This window comes from Neobacillus novalis NBRC 102450 (genome assembly GCF_001591805.1).
Classification (GTDB): Bacteria; Bacillota; Bacilli; order Bacillales; family Cytobacillaceae; genus Neobacillus; species Neobacillus novalis.
This window is the reverse complement of record NZ_BCVP01000003.1, coordinates 227,103-245,425: the sequence shown is the minus strand read 5'-3', so window position 1 is coordinate 245,425 and position 18,323 is coordinate 227,103. Positions and strand designations below refer to the sequence as shown.

At 40.5% G+C, this 18,323-nt stretch carries 21 protein-coding genes and 1 tRNA gene; 14 read left to right on the top strand and 8 right to left on the bottom strand.

Features of this window, described 5'->3' with window-relative positions:
* Positions 1 to 14: 14 nt before the first annotated feature.
* The gene (prpE, locus tag BANVL01_RS02205; RefSeq protein WP_066084500.1) at positions 15 to 755 is read right to left on the bottom strand and encodes a bis(5'-nucleosyl)-tetraphosphatase PrpE; all 741 of its coding nucleotides are present in this window, start codon (positions 753 to 755) and stop codon (positions 15 to 17) included.
* Positions 756 to 839: 84 nt separating this feature from the next.
* Between prpE and BANVL01_RS02200 the strand changes: the two genes are divergently transcribed.
* From BANVL01_RS02200 to BANVL01_RS02190, 3 genes are all read left to right on the top strand, one after another.
* A complete protein-coding gene (locus tag BANVL01_RS02200; RefSeq protein WP_066084503.1) occupies positions 840 to 2,696 on the top strand; it encodes a monovalent cation:proton antiporter family protein in 1,857 nt (618 codons plus the stop codon).
* Between the two features lie 107 nt (positions 2,697 to 2,803).
* The gene (gene fabI, locus BANVL01_RS02195; RefSeq protein ID WP_066084506.1) at positions 2,804 to 3,574 is read left to right on the top strand and encodes an enoyl-ACP reductase FabI; all 771 of its coding nucleotides are present in this window, start codon (positions 2,804 to 2,806) and stop codon (positions 3,572 to 3,574) included.
* A gap of 119 nt (positions 3,575 to 3,693) precedes the next feature.
* A complete protein-coding gene (locus BANVL01_RS02190) occupies positions 3,694 to 4,179 on the top strand; it encodes a CotO family spore coat protein (protein WP_066084510.1) in 486 nt (161 codons plus the stop codon).
* A gap of 49 nt (positions 4,180 to 4,228) precedes the next feature.
* Here BANVL01_RS02190 and BANVL01_RS02185 read toward each other — a convergent pair whose 3' ends face one another.
* Positions 4,229 to 4,744 (bottom strand): CotY/CotZ family spore coat protein, encoded by a 516-nt coding sequence (locus BANVL01_RS02185; protein ID WP_066084513.1) that lies wholly within the window; start codon positions 4,742 to 4,744, stop codon positions 4,229 to 4,231.
* 142 nt (positions 4,745 to 4,886) lie between these two features.
* Between BANVL01_RS02185 and BANVL01_RS02180 the strand changes: the two genes are divergently transcribed.
* From BANVL01_RS02180 to spoVIF, 7 genes are all read left to right on the top strand, one after another.
* Positions 4,887 to 5,243, top strand: coding sequence for a DUF1360 domain-containing protein (locus BANVL01_RS02180; protein WP_066096250.1), 357 nt, complete (start codon positions 4,887 to 4,889; stop codon positions 5,241 to 5,243).
* A gap of 400 nt (positions 5,244 to 5,643) precedes the next feature.
* A complete protein-coding gene (locus tag BANVL01_RS02175; RefSeq protein WP_235845462.1) occupies positions 5,644 to 6,015 on the top strand; it encodes a YhcN/YlaJ family sporulation lipoprotein in 372 nt (123 codons plus the stop codon).
* Between the two features lie 16 nt (positions 6,016 to 6,031).
* Positions 6,032 to 6,514 (top strand): stage V sporulation protein AC, encoded by a 483-nt coding sequence (gene spoVAC, locus BANVL01_RS02170; protein ID WP_066084516.1) that lies wholly within the window; start codon positions 6,032 to 6,034, stop codon positions 6,512 to 6,514.
* Positions 6,515 to 7,540 (top strand): stage V sporulation protein AD, encoded by a 1,026-nt coding sequence (gene spoVAD / locus BANVL01_RS02165; protein ID WP_066084518.1) that lies wholly within the window; start codon positions 6,515 to 6,517, stop codon positions 7,538 to 7,540.
* Between the two features lie 4 nt (positions 7,541 to 7,544).
* Positions 7,545 to 7,901: a stage V sporulation protein AE gene (gene spoVAE, locus BANVL01_RS02160; protein WP_066084525.1), complete on the top strand. Its 357-nt coding sequence runs from the start codon at positions 7,545 to 7,547 to the stop codon at positions 7,899 to 7,901.
* 107 nt (positions 7,902 to 8,008) lie between these two features.
* On the top strand, positions 8,009 to 8,137 hold the full coding sequence (locus BANVL01_RS26500) for a YjcZ family sporulation protein (RefSeq protein WP_082804840.1): 129 nt from the start codon (positions 8,009 to 8,011) through the stop codon (positions 8,135 to 8,137).
* 133 nt (positions 8,138 to 8,270) lie between these two features.
* Positions 8,271 to 8,525 (top strand): sporulation-specific transcription regulator SpoVIF, encoded by a 255-nt coding sequence (spoVIF, locus tag BANVL01_RS02155; RefSeq protein WP_066096256.1) that lies wholly within the window; start codon positions 8,271 to 8,273, stop codon positions 8,523 to 8,525.
* A 22-nt stretch (positions 8,526 to 8,547) separates the two neighbouring features.
* Here the strand turns inward: spoVIF and BANVL01_RS02150 are convergent, their stop codons facing one another.
* From BANVL01_RS02150 to BANVL01_RS02130, 5 genes are all read right to left on the bottom strand, one after another.
* On the bottom strand, positions 8,548 to 10,848 hold the full coding sequence (locus BANVL01_RS02150; protein WP_066084528.1) for an ATP-dependent helicase: 2,301 nt from the start codon (positions 10,846 to 10,848) through the stop codon (positions 8,548 to 8,550).
* Positions 10,849 to 10,971: 123 nt separating this feature from the next.
* A complete protein-coding gene (locus BANVL01_RS02145) occupies positions 10,972 to 11,400 on the bottom strand; it encodes a GNAT family N-acetyltransferase (RefSeq protein WP_066084531.1) in 429 nt (142 codons plus the stop codon).
* A 6-nt stretch (positions 11,401 to 11,406) separates the two neighbouring features.
* Positions 11,407 to 11,919, bottom strand: coding sequence for a YjcG family protein (locus BANVL01_RS02140; RefSeq protein WP_066084536.1), 513 nt, complete (start codon positions 11,917 to 11,919; stop codon positions 11,407 to 11,409).
* A gap of 139 nt (positions 11,920 to 12,058) precedes the next feature.
* The gene (locus BANVL01_RS02135; protein ID WP_066084539.1) at positions 12,059 to 12,781 is read right to left on the bottom strand and encodes an alpha/beta hydrolase; all 723 of its coding nucleotides are present in this window, start codon (positions 12,779 to 12,781) and stop codon (positions 12,059 to 12,061) included.
* 110 nt (positions 12,782 to 12,891) lie between these two features.
* On the bottom strand, positions 12,892 to 13,116 hold the full coding sequence (locus BANVL01_RS02130) for a hypothetical protein (RefSeq protein WP_066084542.1): 225 nt from the start codon (positions 13,114 to 13,116) through the stop codon (positions 12,892 to 12,894).
* 188 nt (positions 13,117 to 13,304) lie between these two features.
* Here BANVL01_RS02130 and BANVL01_RS02125 point away from each other — a divergent pair.
* Positions 13,305 to 13,376 (top strand) — tRNA-Val (locus BANVL01_RS02125).
* 66 nt (positions 13,377 to 13,442) lie between these two features.
* On the opposite strand, the gene BANVL01_RS02120 is transcribed toward BANVL01_RS02125, so the two are convergent.
* Entirely contained in the window at positions 13,443 to 15,200 is a 1,758-nt protein-coding gene (locus tag BANVL01_RS02120) for a sigma-54-dependent Fis family transcriptional regulator (RefSeq protein WP_066084547.1), read from the bottom strand.
* A 253-nt stretch (positions 15,201 to 15,453) separates the two neighbouring features.
* Here BANVL01_RS02120 and fdhA point away from each other — a divergent pair, with 253 nt between their 5' ends.
* The 3 genes from fdhA (at position 15,454) to BANVL01_RS02105 (ending at position 18,238) form a co-directional block, all read left to right on the top strand.
* Entirely contained in the window at positions 15,454 to 16,668 is a 1,215-nt protein-coding gene (fdhA, locus tag BANVL01_RS02115) for a formaldehyde dehydrogenase, glutathione-independent (protein WP_066084550.1), read from the top strand.
* 12 nt (positions 16,669 to 16,680) lie between these two features.
* The gene (locus BANVL01_RS02110) at positions 16,681 to 17,445 is read left to right on the top strand and encodes an MIP/aquaporin family protein (protein ID WP_066084553.1); all 765 of its coding nucleotides are present in this window, start codon (positions 16,681 to 16,683) and stop codon (positions 17,443 to 17,445) included.
* Between the two features lie 184 nt (positions 17,446 to 17,629).
* Complete coding sequence (locus BANVL01_RS02105) at positions 17,630 to 18,238, top strand: flavin reductase family protein (RefSeq protein ID WP_066096259.1); 609 nt, start codon at positions 17,630 to 17,632, stop codon at positions 18,236 to 18,238.
* Positions 18,239 to 18,323 lie beyond the last annotated feature (85 nt).

Genomic DNA, 18,323 nt, shown 5'->3' with positions numbered 1-18,323 from the left:
CTCATTCATTTTTTTTAGTCAAATTGTTTAAATTTCCCCTCAATATATGGCATAGTAGAAACAACAGAAACCAAGTCCATTTCCGGGTATCTTAATGCGGTCAGCTTGCCGCCGAAAACAGCACCGGTATCTATGTTATAGGTATTGTTGATGATCCGTGGCTCTTTCACGGGGGTATGTCCGTAAACAATACAGGCAGCACCGTGATACTCCTTGGCCCAATCCCTTCTGACCGGCGAACCGTCTGGATGCTTTTCACCTGTAATATCACCGTAAAGAACAAACTTTTTAACTTTACCATCGGTTTGCCCGATAAATTCCTGTTTAATTCCAGCGTGGGCCATAACTAGCTTTTGTTTGTCTAATACTAAATAAAGAGGCGCTTTTTCATAAAGCTCGATAAATTTTTTACGAATGGATTGCTGCTCTTTTTTATATAATGATTCATATTCTGCAACCGTTGTTTCAAGCCCATGGGCAATTTGGACCTTGTTGCCCATGAAGAAACGGTATAACTTATTACAGTGATTACCTGGCGTGTAGAGAGCCATTTTATCCCTTATAACAAGCTGCCAAACAAACTCAATGACCTTAATCGATTCTGGCCCGCGGTCAGTTAAATCGCCGACAAAACCAAGCATTCTGCCGTTGGGATGGGTTGGAACACCATGCGTCCAACTATAGCCCAGTTTTAACGTGAGTTCCTTAAATTCGGTGAAACATCCGTGGACATCGCCGATAATATCAATCTTCATAGGATGAAGCCCCCTTTTCGTTTATTTTTTGTGAAATAGTCAGATTTTATAAACAGAATCCCTGTTTTGAGAGGTGGAACAATAATGGAACAGCATTTATCAGTTATCTCTTTACTAATTGTTGTCACAATGGCATTTTTAACGCCGATTATCCTCCATCGGTTAAAATTAAATTTTATACCGGTTGTCGTTGCCGAAATTATTATCGGACTTATTATTGGAAAAAGCGGCTTCGATATCGTTCACCAAGACATGTGGCTCTCAACACTTTCGACGCTCGGCTTTATCTTCCTCATGTTTTTAAGCGGTTTGGAGATTGATTTCACTGCCTTTACTGGAGGGAAAAAGCGAAAGCAACTTCCAAATGGGAAAATGGAGCCGAATTCATTTGCCGTTGCAACCATGATCTTTGCCGGAATTTTTATTTTTTCATTAGGATTATCCTACCTGTTTGTCATCGCTGGCTTTATTGATAATGCCTTCTTAATGACACTGATTATCTCGACTATTTCTCTAGGGGTTGTAGTGCCTACCCTGAAAGAAGCGCAGCTAATGAAAACAGTTATTGGACAAATCATTTTATTGGTTGCCGTCATCGCTGACTTAGTGACGATGATCTTACTTGCGGTCTTTGTCTCGCTAAATGAACCGAAGCATGGGAATACATGGCTGCTATTAATTTTGTTTGCTGCCGGTATTGTGCTTTATTTTGTCGGAAAACGATTTAAAAATAGGACTTTTATTGAGACGTTGTCAACAGGTACGGTACAAATCGGAACTCGAGCAGTGTTTACACTGATCATTGTTCTCGTTGGATTGTCAGAAACCCTCGGTGCGGAAAATATTCTCGGTGCCTTTCTTGCCGGTGTGCTCGTATCGTTATTATCGCCGAATCAGGAGCTAGTCCATAAGCTTGACTCCTTCGGCTATGGGTTTTTAATTCCAATATTTTTCGTGATGGTCGGGGTGAATCTCGATGTCTGGTCACTTTTTAGTGAAAAAAAGCTACTGGTACTAATCCCGCTCTTACTAATCGGTCTCCTCTTATCAAAGCTTGTGCCTGTGTATCTCTTAAAAATTTGGTACGATAAAAAAACAGTTTTTGCATCGGGATTCCTGTTAACTTCAACCCTTTCACTTGTGATTGCCGCTGCAACAATTGGTGAGAGAATCGGGGTTATATCAGAACAGATGAAGGGGACATTAATATTGGTTGCCGTTATCACCTCTATTTTTACGCCGATTTTATTTAAACGGCTATTTCCGCAAGAAGTGGCTGCAAACAAGAAGGTACCTGTGTCGTTCTTAGGTGCCAACCAAGTTACCCTTTCTTTATCCCGGGAATTAAAATCCGGTCTGTATGACCCGGTCCTTTATCATCTGCAAATGGATAAATCAGAGAAGCAGATTGCAGACTCGCTTTTTGAAATTGTCGAAATTCCGGATTATTCTGTTGATACAATTATGAAAACCAAGGTTTACCAAGCAGAGATTGTCGTCATTTCAACTGGTGATGAGGAGCAGAATGCGGCCCTGTCGATTAAAGCCAAAGAAAATGGGGTTCCAAGAGTAATTGCCCGAATTGAAAGTCCAGATATAGAGCAGCGCTTACGTGAACATCATATCGAAGTGTTTTCTGCCTTTATGTCGACGAAGATGCTGCTCCGGGCGTTAATTGAATCGCCAACCGTCATAAACATCCTTACGAACCAAGAGACAGGACTTTATGAAATTGTCATGCTGAACAGGCAATTTGATGGCATGACGTTACGTAAATTCCCTTTTACTGGCGATATCATTTTTGTGCGGATATTTAGAGGTAAGGATTCCATCGTACCACACGGTGATACGGAGCTTCAGCTGCATGACCGCTTGATTGTTACAGGGACAAAGGAGTATGTGGATGAACTGAAAAGAGAGCTGGAATTCTGTGAAAGCTGATAAATTTTTTTATTAAATACGCCGCTCTTTTCATTTTTCAAATAGTAGTGTAAAATTAGTACCAAGTACTAATAACTTGTTGTTATTATTGTGGGAGGAATTATTTAATGGGTCTTTCTTTAGATGGAAAAACATATGTTGTTATGGGTGTGGCCAATAAACGCAGTATTGCATGGGGGATTGCCCGTTCACTGCACAATGCAGGAGCAAGATTGATATTTACCTATGCTGGTGAAAGACTAGAGAGTAGTGTCCGTGAATTAGCCAATTCATTAGAGGCCGAAGGAACACTTGTACTTCCATGTGATGTTACAAGTGACGAGGCTATAGCCACTTGTTTTACTGAGATTAAAGAGGCAGTTGGAACCATTCATGGGATTGCACATTGCATTGCATTTGCAAAAACAGATGAGTTAAAAGGTGAATTTGTGAACACGTCTAGAGATGGATTCCTGCTAGCACAAAATATAAGCTCCTTTTCTTTAACTGCTGTTGCAAAAGAAGCACGAGGCTTGATGGCAGAAGGCGGAAGTATTGTGACATTAACCTATTTAGGCGGCGAGCGTGCCATTCCGAACTATAATGTCATGGGTGTAGCGAAAGCATCTCTAGATGCAAGCGTCCGTTATTTAGCAGCTGATCTCGGAAAAGACCGCATTCGGGTTAACTCGATTTCCGCGGGTCCAATCCGTACCTTATCAGCTAAAGCCATTGGTGAGTTTAATTCTATTTTAAATGAGATTGAAGAAAGAGCACCTTTACGTAGAACAACCACTCCGGAAGAGGTCGGGGATACAGCCCTATTCCTTTTCAGTGACCTTTCCCGAGGAATTACTGGCGAAAATATTCATGTTGATTCAGGATATCATATTTTGTAATTTCAAGAGCCCGCAGCCATGCGGGTTTTTCTATGCAAAAATATGAATTTGCTGTTAACGGAGATGGGCATTTCGCATACATATAAAGTGTAGGGTTACGTAATTAGGAGGTGCTTTGCATGTCTAATAAAAAGAGTCATCGCCCGCGGCTCTATGTTGATCAGTCATTTTCAAGGGGGCCTTCCAATAGCAACATGCAGGAAGTATATACAAATAAGCGGGAACAAGAGCAAGGAGGTGACACTAGAAGGAAAATTTCACTTGCGAAAAAGGAGCTCATCGAACCGATACCAATCGAACCCTACAACTCAGAGGATTCGCAACCTGCATCAACTACTCAACATCATGAAAGACATAAATCTTCATTTAAGCGGGTAAAACCCTTCAAAGATATGAACTTAAATGAGCGCTTAGACTATTTAATTAACTTTCCAAAAGTCCTTCCCCCTGTCCCGTGTGTCTTTTATACAGCTGAAAAAAATTATCAGGGTTACTTAAAGGAATACACCGGCAGTCAGGTAACCATCCAATTCCATGATCAAACGTCAAAAGCCTTCCCTCTCGATGAATTAAAGGACATCATTATGATAGGAATAAAAAAATAACAAGAAAAGCATAAAAAAAGCCAGCCGATTTACCGACTGGCTCATTTTATTACTCGCATATTCCCAAGTGAACATCGGCGATACACTGAACTGCACAAAAGCATTTTAGGTCAACTGTAATGCAATCGTGACTTGCGCGGAATCTGTCAACCTGACAAACTTTAGAAAGGTCAATACAGCATTTGTCCCCGCCGGAAACAAGGTTTACCGGAATAAAGTGACCATCTTTCCGTTGTCCTGGTACTAACACTCGAAGTGTAGCACAGCAGTTGTCAAATACATCTTCGACGCGGAAGAAGATGGAGACACAAGCATTGTGAGCATGGTGTTCGTGAGTGAAGAACGCATGGAACGGAGAACCGTCCTCCGTACTTAAAACAAATACACGAGTGTCAACCCGCTCTTTTTCTGGTGATGCTAATGATCCCAGCGGTTCTGTAAAACAACTGGAACACTCTCTGCATTCTTCTTCTACAGCATTGTCTTGGATATCTTTAATGGCACGTACTACTTCGCAGACACAGTTACCACTGTGAAAATCGTTATTATCATTTCCACAACCCATTTATTTTTCCTCCTTAATCCGTGATATATATCTTACATTACTAACATATTTCACAGAGCCCTTTTGGGTTACGGACAATTGCCTTATTTGGCAAAATTAGGCGTGTAAAATCCGAAAATAATGAAGAGAGGATTAATAGGTGATGAAAATAACTTTTTTAAACTTGCTTCTTTTATCGCTGGCAAGCTTCAGACTGACAAGGTTATTTGTTTATGACAAAATTACTGAATTTCTCCGTGTTCCCTTTTTCGATGAACTAACGGATGAAAATGAAGATGGAGAAATGGAAGTTTATTATCTCCCGAAGAAAACAGGGGTAAGAAGATTTTTTGGTGAACTTCTAAGCTGCTATTGGTGTACAGGTATTTGGGCTGCCGCAATAATAGTTGGGCTGTTTTATCTATACCCGGGCTTTTCCACACCGGTTATCCTCATTTTAGCGGTTGCAGGAATAGCCGCAGTGCTTGAATTAATCGTGCAGTATTTGCTGGAAATTTAATGGATTCGCTGAGACAAGACTTGCATCTGGCTCATATTCTAACTAGTAGAATTATTTAATACTGAAGGAGAGAATAGCGTGAATAAGAAAAAGAAGGGCAAGGAAACAACGCAAACTTATCAAACAATAAAATCGGTAAAGAAAAAAGGCTGTGGCTGCGGCAAAAAAAAGACATCAAGGTAACAGATGGAACTGCTAGTTAACTGGCAGTTTTTTTATTGTTTATCTTGTCATAATTTTTACCGAACTCGAAAAAACTAGAGGTAATAGTTATTATAAAAATGGAATAAGGAAAGGGAAGAAAATGCTCATAATTCAGCGAATGATATTATTCACTTGTATATTTTTTTTGGCCGCCTGTAATCATAATCAACCGGCCAAGGATAGTCAATTAGCCCTGATGAAAACGACCAATCCTAAACCAGTTGTTACGGATAAAAGTAAAAATCGTAATCGTATTGAAGAAATAAAAAAAGAAGTAAGCTCATTTCCACAAATTTATGATGTTGCCGTAGTGAAAGGGAAAAAAGATATACTCGTTGCCTATAAGGTCAAGCATTTGCACCGATTTAGCATGAAAAAAATTGAAAAGAATCTAACCAAAATGCTTGAAGAAAAATATCCGAAAGAAAAGTTTACTGTTTCAAGTGATTATAAAATTTTTCTTGAAACGATTAGGTTGGATGAGCGAATGAAATCCCCTAAATTTTCTCACCGGGAAGCTGAAAAACGCTTTAAAGAAATTGTTAAGATGACAGAAGCTACGAAGTAAGAAAGGGCGAATGAGAATGGAGAGCAAGCAAAAAAAGCAAAACACGACGCTCCAGCAGCGGAACTATCAACAGCTTCAGCAAAAGCATGAAATAAAAAGACCAGTACTGAAGAATTGTATCAAAGCCTTTTTTGTTGGCGGCTTCATTTGTCTTATTGGCCAAGCTGTCAGTTATTTTTACATATATTTTTTTAATTTTACCGAACAAAGTGTCGGTAATCCGACGGTGGCGACAATGGTCTTCTTCTCCATGCTATTAACCGGTTTCGGGGTTTACGATCGGATTGGGCAATTTGGAGGGGCAGGAAGTGCCGTGCCTGTCACCGGTTTTGGTAACGCTGTAATCTCCGCTGCAATCGAACACAGGACAGAAGGGTTTGTTCTAGGTGTTGGCGGAAATATGTTTAAGCTTGCCGGATCGGTGATACTCTTCGGTGTGTTCTCAGCGTTTGTTGTCGCATTGGTTAAAACGCTACTCGTGATTTGGGGGGTTTTGTAATTGTTAAAGGGACATCAATCATGGGTATTCGCCAACCGGCCAATGATTTCAGCAACGGGGGTAACGGGCGGGCCATTTGAAGCAAATGGAAAATTGGCAAATGATTTTGATCTGTTATATGAAGATTTATGGATGGGCAAGGAGTCTTACGAAAAGGCCCATCGTTTATTGCTCGAAGAGGCGATTAAAATGGCCTTGAAAAAAGGAGCCGTCCAAAAAGAACAGGTACAATTTTTATTTGCCGGAGATCTAATTAATCAGATTACGCCTACAAGCTTTGCAGCTAGAACCATGCAGGTTCCTTATTTCGGCCTTTTCGGGGCTTGCTCTACTTCTATGGAAGGCTTGGCACTCTCTTCTTTTGTAGTTAATTACCAAGGAGCGAAATATGTGCTGACAGGTGCCTCAAGCCATAATGCCGCGGTAGAAAAGCAGTTTCGCTACCCGACTGAATATGGCGGTCAAAAACCGCCAACAGCACAATGGACTATTACCGGTGCGGGGGTTGCCCTTGTGCAGCCTAATGAGCCTAGAAAGGAGCTGCCTGTGACAACCTCAGCAACAATAGGAAAAGTCATTGATATGGGGTTAACAGATCCGTTTAATATGGGTGGAGCAATGGCACCGGCGGCAGCCGATACTATCATGGCCCATTTTCGAGACCTGCAACTAGACCCTTCACACTATGATTTAATTGTTACCGGTGACCTGGGGAGAGTCGGTCACGATACGGCCTTCGAATTGCTCAATAAAAGCGGTCTTAAATTGGAACGAAAACAATTTCAGGATTGTGGCTTATTAATGTATAAGGATGATCAGCCGGTGCAATCGGGGGGAAGCGGTGCGGGGTGCTCAGCGACTGTCCTTTATGGACATCTACTGAACCAACTAAAGAAGGGTACATATCAACGGATGTTAGTGGTTGCGACCGGGGCATTGTTATCGCCGCTCAGTTTTCAGCAAAGCGAATCAATCCCCTGTATTGCACATGCTGTTGCCATTGAGATGAATGGAGAAAAGGGGTGAACCAATGCTAGCGATGTTTTTCTGGGCCTTTGTGATTGGCGGCTTGATTTGTGTCATCGGGCAGTTATTATTTGATGTCGCCAAACTGACACCAGGGCACACATTAAGTTTACTCGTAGTCGCAGGTGCGGTGTTGGATGGGTTCGGATTATATGAACCACTGGTTGATTTTGCAGGTGCGGGAGCGACAATTCCGATTACCAGCTTTGGAAGTTCCTTAGTTCATGGGGCACTCCAGGATGCAGAGGCACATGGAATCATTGGCGTGCTGACCGGCATGTTTCAAGTAACAAGTTCTGGAATTTCAGCCGCGATTGTTTTCGGGTTTATTGGCGCTCTGATTTTTAAACCTAAAGGGTAAAATGCACATTTTTCACGCCGGCTTTTGAATAGGTGGTCATGCCTGCACACACTAATAAGTAATTTCATATGTTATTAATGAGATTACTTAAGTGAGGTGACTATTCTATGTGCTTTGGTGGATATGGAGGCGGCTACGGCTACGGTGGTGGCTATGGCTACGGCGGAGGTTCAACATTTGTATTAATCGTCGTATTGTTCATCCTTTTAATCATTGTTGGTGCAAGCTTCTTTTAATAAATAATGAGCTTGTTTCAGGTGGAAGGGGTTGGCCCAAAAAAGTGGCCAGCCCCTTTCTTGTTCCTGCAATCACCTTTTTCTCCTTCCTTCATACAATAAAGTAGTTTATGAAGGAGCGTGATTTTTGAATATGGATAATGGATTCTTTAAAAACATAGAAAAGAAAACAGGCGTTAATATGAAAGATATCTTTGATTTAGCAAATTCGTTGCAAAATGCCAATTTTAAAGATGAAAAAACGGTCCGTAATGTGATTAGGAGAGTTTCGCAAATCGCTAATAAACCGGTAAGTAAAGAAATGGAAGAGCAAATTGTTAAATCGATCATTAATGACGGAAAGCAGCTTGACTTCAATACAATTGCAAAAATGATGAATAAAAAGTAAAAAAAGAAGACCAACTCCTGCATTAGGAATCGGTCTTCTTCTTTTTATTTAGTGGAACTAAAAACCGTGACTGATTTGCCTTTTTACCTCGCCTCTGTTGCGGTACTGAGATAAAAAGCTGATCCCGCGCGCGCGTCATCGCAACGTAAAATAATCTTCGCTCTTCTTCAAGAGCAGTGAAATCACCGTTTCGATGCGCTTCTAAGGCAAAGTCATGGGGCAGGCTGCCATCGACAGTCCCAATTATATAAACCGTTTTATATTCAAGTCCTTTAGCCCGGTGGATGGTACTTAGACTGATTGCATCCAGAAAATGCTTACTTAAATTCTTTATTTCTTTGTTCATTGCTGACATATGCTCGGAATGTGCCAACAATGCCTCGATGGTATCAAAGCTCTTTGCGGCCACTTTTAAGTCCTTAAGGTCGTCCGATCCTTTTTCGAGCTTGCTTGATTCGTTCCCTCGCTTCTTAAGAAAATCAAGAAAACCAAGGTCTTTTTCAATCTTCTCAATCGCTGTTAGTGGGGACAAATGCTTTAATCCCCTAATTAGCGTCACAGCCTTTTTTAATTTTTTTTCTTGAAAGGCATGTGCCGTTTTTAAGTGTGATAATGCCTCAAGAAAACTGCAGTCTTTCAGGATACTCTGCGCTTTTAATTCTTTCAATACCGCTTGCTTTAAAAATAAGAATGGCAGGATATCGGATAATGCTTGCGGGTCATCTTCATTCAAGCTTACCTTTAGAAAAGAGAGAGCACTTCTAACAATATACCGCTGATAAAAGCTTTCGGCATCTTGATCGATTTTAAAAGGAAGATTTGAACTGGCTAAGCGCTCAAAAATGGCACGGGAGCCAGCGTTAGTCCGATAAAGAATTGCAAAGTCGGAAGGATTTTCCCCGTTTGAAATTCGTTCCTGAATATCTGTGACAATCATCGTTGCTTCTTCCTCTTCATCATAGGGAAAGAATAAGACCGGAGGCGAGGCCGATGAAAATTGTGCTTTCATTCGCTTCATTCTTCTGACTTTATTTGCAGCAATCATTTGATTAGATGCGGCGACAATTTCATGTGAGGAACGGTAATTTTGTTCAAGAATGACCAATTTGGCAGCCGGGAAGTCTTTTTCAAATTCCAGCAAATAACTCGGGTCACTGCCTCGGAACGAATAAATCGCTTGGTCATCATCACCGACAGCACAAACGTTTTTATGCTTTCCTGATAGGAGCTTGATGAGCTCATATTGAACTTTGTTTACATCCTGAAATTCATCAATTAAAAAATAGTGAAAGCGGTCCTGATAGTGTGCAAGCAGGTCAGGGGATGAGTTCAATAGCCTATAACAGCCAAGCAGCATGTCATCAAAGTCAAAAAGACCTTCTTGATGCTTATATTCCTCATATTTTTTATATAAAAATACTGCTTTTTCTTCCCACTCAGATGTGGGTCTCACTTCGTTTGGCATCTGGAGTGAGTTTTTCCAAAAACCAATTTGCTGCAGCGCCAGATCAAAGGCAAATTCTTTTTCAGATAGGTCGAGCTCTTTACCAGCTTCTTTGAGGATTTTATCCCGCTGCCATTCCTTTTTCAATAATTTGTTAGCAGACCAATTGGCACCATCATGAAACATGAGAATCCGATAAAAAATACTATGAAACGTACCCGTAACAAGTTGTTGGATCTTTTCTCGTTTCATTTGTGGATAGGAGAGCAAACGATCCTTCATTTCAGCAGCAGCTTTTGACGTGAAGGTAACAAGCATAATCGAACGAGGATCAATCTGATTAACATTGATCATAACGGCTGTTCGTACAGTTAACACTCTTGTTTTACCGCTCCCCGCACCGGCAAGGACTAATACTGATCCTTCTGTATCCAGGACAGCAGTTGATTGGCTTCCATCGAGGACAACTCCACTATCCGCTAGTTCTATGAGATAGGGCGGTCGTTTTTGCTGACTGCCTACTGTTACCTGTTTAAATGGAATCGTGTATTCAATCGTTTTTGATGGTCTGAATGGTTCAACACTTTTGAGGCTCTCTGTAATCGTTCTGCCTTTTGGCAGTTTAAATCCGTTCTGCATGCTAAAGGTTGCTGACTCCTCGATAATTATAGGTACAGCAGGCTCAGGGCAATATTTTTCAGGTGCATGGGTATGAAAAAAATAGGGGCGCTCGTTAATTCCCAGAAACAAACGAACCTTCTCGGCGCACACAGTGCAGTGGAGTTCACCATTTTTCCCTGCAAGAAAGATTTTTTGATACTGTGCCCGAGTTAAGTTGTCAAGAACAATATTTTGATGTTGAAAGAAAGCTGTTTTCATATTATTAAACCTCTATTTCGCTAATAAGACATGTTCAATCATAACAAAACAAGCCGGTATCCGAAAGTTTTTTTAACCGGAAAGATAAAGAAGCACTTGCCGGGTCAACGGCAAGTGCTTCTTTTAAGTTTTAATTTCTTTTATCATTGTTTTATGAGGAATTCCTGCATCCAGAAACTCCTCTGAGACGACCTCGTAACCAAGTCCTGCATAGAAGGGAATAGCATGGGTCTGGGCATTAAGCTTTAATTTTTGTAACGCTAGTGTCTGGGCGTAGTTCTCAATTGCATTCATAATCGACTTCCCGGCACCCGTCTTTCTTGCTTCTTTTAATACACAGATGCGTTCAACTTTCCCGTAACCATCGACTACACGGAATCTGCCAGCACCGATAGGAGCATTTTCTAGATATAGGACAAAATGGGCGGCTTCATTTTCGTATTGATCGATTTCCTCTTCAAGCGGGACGTTTTGCTCCCCCACGAAAACTATTTTTCTTATAGAATAAGCATCTTCAAGCTGTTTTTGATTTTCTACAACCTTTACTATCACGTAATCCTATTCCTTTCCAAGGCGAAATGTTTCATAAACGGTCCAAGAACCATTTTCTAATTGATATAGAAGGTGGAAGCGGTCAATTGTTTCTTCATGATCAAGTTTAGTCATACTTAGTGAACCAAAGACATCTGAGTGCTCGTCATTGGAAAGCTTTTGACCAATCGTAATATGCGGAACAAAGGCATAATCTGGGTTTTGTTCGCTAAATTCTTGATTAACTTGGGAATTTAGGGCTGCAAGTTCTTCCGTTTTGTCTACTTTGAAATAGATGACATTATTTACAGGTTGAAACGAGCTGATTTTAGAAGTCTTTAATGAGAATGGATTCGTATTTCTAGCGATTTGCCGTAATTTGTCTGCTAAATCCTTCGCATCCTCTTCTGTTGCTTCAAAGGCATTCTTTAACGTGAGGTGTGGAGGAATTAGGGCATAATGCGGATCATAGCGTTTGCGATAAGAATTCACCAAGTCTTGAAGCTTTTTTGACGGGAAAATAACAACTCCAAATTTCATAGGTTTACCTCCGTTTATATTAAATTATTTTCTTGGAAAACAATACTCATAAAAAGCCTTCCTGCTATTATAGCAAATTTTCAAAATATATTAAATAACTTAAATCACTCTTATGTAACTTGTGACTATAGTTGTAAGCCTAAAATAACATTTTAAGTGCTCGTCTTAAATCTGGCTGCCAGTATGTCCAAGTATGATTTCCGTTAAATTCTTCATAAAAATAGGTAAAAGGTTTTTCTGAAATCGCTTTTGATAGTTCGCGGTTTGGGTTAAGGAAATCACTCACTTTTCCGTTAGTCATGCGTACTTCCGTTTCTTGATTGCCAATGACATGATAAATTTCTAAAAGCTGTGCTTCAGAAAAGCATCTTATTAACTCCATTACTTGGCCGTCGATATAAGGCGACTGCAGCAGCACTTTTCCAAATGTGTGCGGGTATTGAATCGCCGTCATTAATGAGACGGTTGCGGCCAGAGAGTCGCCAATAAGTGCCCTCGTCGAACCCATTTGATAAGTGGGATACTCTCTATCAAGAAAAGGAACTAATTCATGGGCAAGGAAACGAATGTATTTTGGGTTCTGTGCTCCATTAGGATGGTATTTCCTGCGACGGTCCTCCACATCCTTATAGGGTACCCCAACAATGATTAAATTTTCAATTTCCCTTTCAGAAAGAAACTCATCTGCTACACGACCAATTCGGCCAAGCTGGAAATAATCGCGGCCATCCTGTGCGATTAACAGCGAGTATTTATATAACGGCGAAAAGTTTGCAGGCAGATACACAAGGAGCTGCATTTCTTCCCCAAGCTCAACGCTTTGAAAGGTAAGTTCTTTAATTGTGCCTTTTGGAAACTCCATACGACAAAACCCCCAATATTTCGATTAATACAACTGCATTTTATCATATCTTAATTAGAAATGCTTTTACCAATAGGAAGTAAGGTTGGGGGAATTAAGAAAAAAGGAGCTTAGTGAAGGTATCGCCTTTTTGAACGGGTTTCGGGCATGATTGATAAAATGTTCTTCCGCTTAAAGGTGCGGATCTGTTTTCGAAGCAGACAAAAGGCACGAATATATTCCTCATTCGCTTCCATCACAATCAATTTCCTCTGTGATAACTCCTGGTTTTCGGCAAGATAAATCATTTCTAATGGAATATTTTCTTCAATCGAACGGATAAATAGCCCATCCATGCTAATTCCTCCTTTCTTTTTTATAATATTATTATATCCGAACATTCGTTCTTTATTCGATGAAAGTAAAATATATGTTCTGGTTATTTTTCTTGCTTATACTTTAACACTTCAACTATGCAAGATAATAAAACTATTGACATTCATGTGAATTTAAATATAATAAGATATGTAGTTAATTTAAATTCGACTTGTTAGCTCAGTGGGAGAGCACTTCCTTGACAGGGAAGGGGTCGTGGGTTCGAATCCCTCACAGGTCATCGAAAATCCTAACATCTTAGCGATGTTAGGATTTTTTCTTTGTATAGGAAACTATTGATTCACTATTAATGCAAATTATATTTTTTGATCTTTAGATATAATGTATTGCGGCTAATTTTTAGAATATCTGCTGCTTTACTTATGTTCCATTCTACAGAATATAAAGCTCGTTTGATTACATCTATCTCTGCGTTAATAAGTGTAATGGGTGTTTTCTCTTCTGAATCGGTCTGCTGTTCATACTCACTTACAAAGTGTAAATCTTCAGCCTTTATTTCATTTCCTTCTGCAAAAAAAGAGGCTTGCATTAGAATGCTATTAAGTTCCCGGATGTTTCCCGGCCAACGATAGGAAACAAGCTTCTGCTTTGCTTCTTCAGATAAACGAACAGTTGGATTATCCAATTTTGTTATCAAATGTTCCGATAATTCGATTATGTCGGATCTATTACGAAGTGCTGGAGGTGTAATAATAATGCCTTTCAATCGGTAGTATAAATCCTCTCTAAATCGTCCTGATTGGACTTCCTCGCGCAAATTTTTATTCGTTGCAGCGATCACTCTAGTGTCGATGCGTTTGACTTCAACTCCACCAATACGTGTCACTGTTTTCTCCTGCAAAACGCGGAGCAAAGCCGCTTGAGCCTTCAAAGGCATATCCCCGATTTCATCAAGGAATATTGTTCCGCCGTCTGCCGCCTCAAATTTTCCGGGTGCCCCATCCCGATTTGCACCTGTAAAGGCACCTCGTTCGTAGCCAAATAATTCACTTTCAATCAAATTTTCAGGTATTGCACTACAATTTACCGCGATAAATGGTTTCCTTTTACGTGACCCGGCAGTATGTAACGATTGTGCTATTAATTCCTTGCCGGTTCCACTTTCTCCATAAATGATGATCGGGTAGTCAGTTAAGGCCGCTTTATTAACCATTTTTCTTATCCATACTATTTTTTCACAGGAACCGATGATATCAGAGATTGTGTAAAGATTATTGACTTGAGGACCTTTTTTATTAGTTGTATGCAAGGAAATAACGGACCGAAATACTTTTTTTGATTGATCGGATAGGATATCAATCGAATGACCCTGCTTAGCTTGAAACTCCTTTCCAATACAATCCTCCCCTAAGAGATGGCGTGCATGTTGATTTGCACGAAGGATTCTTTTTTCGTGATCAAGGGTTAGAAGCGGAAAAGTGTACAAGTTAGCAGTATGATTAATTTCTTTTAATGCTAAGACCTTTTCATGGTTTGCTTGTTCCAAAAGCAGCCGATTCTGCACAGCTTCAGCAATGATACTCGTTAAGGAAATCATAAATGGATGAAATAGTTCTTTTCTTGCACTAATATTAACGGCACCGATAACCTCTCTAGTTGGAGAATAGATGGGACTTGCTGCACATGTAAGAAAGTGATTTTTAACATAGAAGTGGTGTTCAGCGTGGGTTATTATAGGTTTTTTTTCATGAATTGCCAGCCCAATGGCATTTGTTCCCTTTATTTCTTCGGACCAATTTGAGCCAACAGACATATAGTCAAGGGATTCTTCAATTTCCAATTTACCTATTTTATGTACGATTGTTCCATTTCGGTCAACTATTACTGTAACAAGCTCACTAGAATGAATGGAAGGATAGAGCTTTTCTAAAATGGAGGTGGTATGTTTAATCAAATACTCATTCTCCTTTAGTACAGTTTGCAAATCCTTTCCTGTTAAAAGGAGATTGTTAATAGGGCCAGTGGGTGAAAGTCCTAAACTATGACAACGTTTCCAAGAGGAATCAATTACCTTTATTTGATCTGATAGATTTACAGATGACATCAAATTCTTTACCTCCTTTAAAAAACACACATATTCATATCTATTATACTATTATTCCGGATTTATCCAACTGTTTAGAATATTTTCTACTTTGTATTAAAATAGGACATCTTCTGCTCATGTTTGAAACAAAACACGATTGTTCTAAATCATGAAAGCCGATTACCAAGGGATTTGTGAATGGCACAAATATTGCATATTAATTAGATTGAAACACCTATACGTATTTTTTAATATGGGGAGGAATTGAAAGATGGCAGGTAACAGAGCAGTGGCTTATATGGGGCCAGGTGTAGTTGAGGTACAGGACATTGGTTTTCCGGATTTAGTGTTAAGAGATGGGCCAGGGGTAAATCCACTCAACGTTGGCCGTAAATGCAATCACGGTGTTATCTTAAAGGTTGTGACTACGAACATTTGTGGAAGCGACCAGCATATGGTAAGGGGTCGAACAACCGCTCCATCAGGACTAGTATTGGGGCATGAAATAACTGGAGAAGTAATTGAAGTTGGACGTGACGTAGAGTTTATTAAGAAGGGCGATCTTGTATCTGTCCCGTTTAATATTGCTTGTGGACGCTGCCGCAGTTGTAAAGAGCGGGACACTCATATTTGTGAAAATGTAAATCCGGACCGTCCTGGCTCAGCGTATGGCTATGTAGATATGGGAGGCTGGGTTGGAGGTCAATCGGAATATGTTATGGTGCCTTACGCTGATTTTCAATTATTAAAATTCCCAGATAAAGATCAAGCAATGGAAAAAATTAAGGACTTAACGATGCTCTCTGATATATTTCCAACAGGCTATCACGGGGCAGTAAGTGCAGGTGTTAAACCAGGTTCGACTGTATATATTGCTGGAGCAGGTCCTGTGGGGCTGGCGGCAGCACATTCAGCCCAGTTATTAGGCGCGGCTGTGGTTATTGTTGGCGACTTAAATGGCGAGCGCCTTGCACAAGCTAGAAGTTTTGGCTGTGAAACGGTAAATCTTCGCGAGCACCCTGATCTTGGGGAACAAATTGAACAAATCCTAGGTGTTCCAGAAGTGGATTGTGCAGTTGACTGTGTAGGGTTTGAAGCATCTGGCCATGGAGCTAATGCAGGGGAAGCACCAGCAACTGTATTAAATTCTATTATGCAGGTTACGCGCGCTGGAGGACGTCTCGGTATCCCGGGGCTATATGTAACAGGTGATCCAGGCGGAATCGATGAGGATGCGAAGATTGGTACATTGAAAGTACGACTAGGATTAGGATGGGCAAAGGCGCACACTTTTGTAACCGGACAAACACCGGTCATGAAATACCATCGTGATTTAATGACGGCGATTTTAAGTGGAAGGGCGCAGATTGCCAAGGCTGTAAATGCAACCGTCATTTCCTTAGATGAAGCACCAAGGGGCTACCATGAATTTGATAAAGGAGCAGCAAGAAAGTATGTAATTGATCCCCATGGACTTGTTAAATAATGGAGGTTAACGATGGAAGCTCCCGGTTTGTTAAAACGATGTGCTGCTGAATGCATCGGTACTGCATTACTAGTACTTATTGGTGCTGGAACAGCAGCTTTTAATGGGATTATTACGGCTGGTAATAATGAGTCTACAACATTGGCTGATATTGGAGTAATAGGTTTTGCTTTTGCTATTGTTGTGATTGCTATGATTTATACAATAGGAAAAGTTTCCGGGGCACATATTAACCCGGCGGTGACAGTGGGTTTAGCTTCAACTGGGAATTTCCCATGGAAAGAGGTACCCTCGTATCTGATTGCACAGTGTATCGGGGGTGTTATTGGTGCCTTTGGAATCGTAGTCGTACTCGGTATGGACGGAGTATTTTTAGGGAATTTGGGTGCGACTGTACTTGCACCCACGACCGGTTATATGCAAGGGATAGCGATTGAAGCAATTGAGGCGTTTATTCTTATGTTTGTTATTATGGGGATCGCCGTTGACTCAAGAGCACCTAGGGAATGGGGAGGGCTCGTTATTGGTTTAACGGTTGGGGGGATTATCATGATGACTGCGGGCTCAACTGGTTCATCATTTAACCCTGCTAGAACCTTCGGACCTTATTTAGCAGATAGTTTATTGGGTGGTAAGATAAACTGGGCGCAATTCCCTGTCTACGTTATAGGACCCATAATTGGAGCAATCGCAGCTGCATTTGCCTATAAAATAATCACGAGTTCAAGGCAATTGCCGCTTTCGAATGAAATATCTCATAAAGAAGTAGTTAAATAGAAAAATAATCCTTTATTTTGGATTGGGGCAGAACCGGCTGCCCTTTCCAGAATAAAGGATTTTATTTTGTAATACACATAGTAACAGGAACTGTCCATTTGATTTATCTTCTATAAACCATACATGGAATTATATAATGAAACATAAAGGAAGGAGTTGAATAACCATGATGAAAAGTGAATCAATGCTTTCGATTGACCCATCAAAGAATACTGCTACTGAAAATTATAAATTGATGATTGGGAGTGTTATCCCAAGGCCAATTGCATTTGTAACCTCTTTAGCGAGTGACGGTACCTTAAATGCTGCTCCGTTTAGCTACTTCAATATTGCCTCATCCAAACCGCCGATGATTTCTATAGCGGTATTAAGAAAGGAAACGGGGCAAAAGGATACAGCACGCAACATTGTCGATCTTAAGGAATTTATCGTTCATATTGTCGATGAAGGGATTATCGCACAAGTGAACGAAACAGCGGCAAGCCTCCCGCCTGACCAAAGTGAAATGGAACTAACAAATTTCACAGAAGTTGAGAGTACAAAGATTTCCGTACCAGGAATAAAAGAGGCAAAGATTCGGATGGAGTGTATATTAGAGCATCACGTAATTTTGGGCGATGAAGATGCGCCCAGCAGTGATCTAATCATCGGAAGAGTAGTTCAATTTCATTTTGATAAGGAAATTTATGAGAATGGAAAAATCAATCAAACTGGTTTAGCTGCCGTCAGCCGGCTTGCAGGTCATAATTATGCAAAAATTGGTGAGGTTTTTGAAATTGTCAGACCCAAATAAGTGCCCGCACGGTAAATGAAAGGACTTTTCATTGCCCGAAATAAGAAAAACAGCTTCCCCACGGTCAATGAAAAATTCTTAGAGA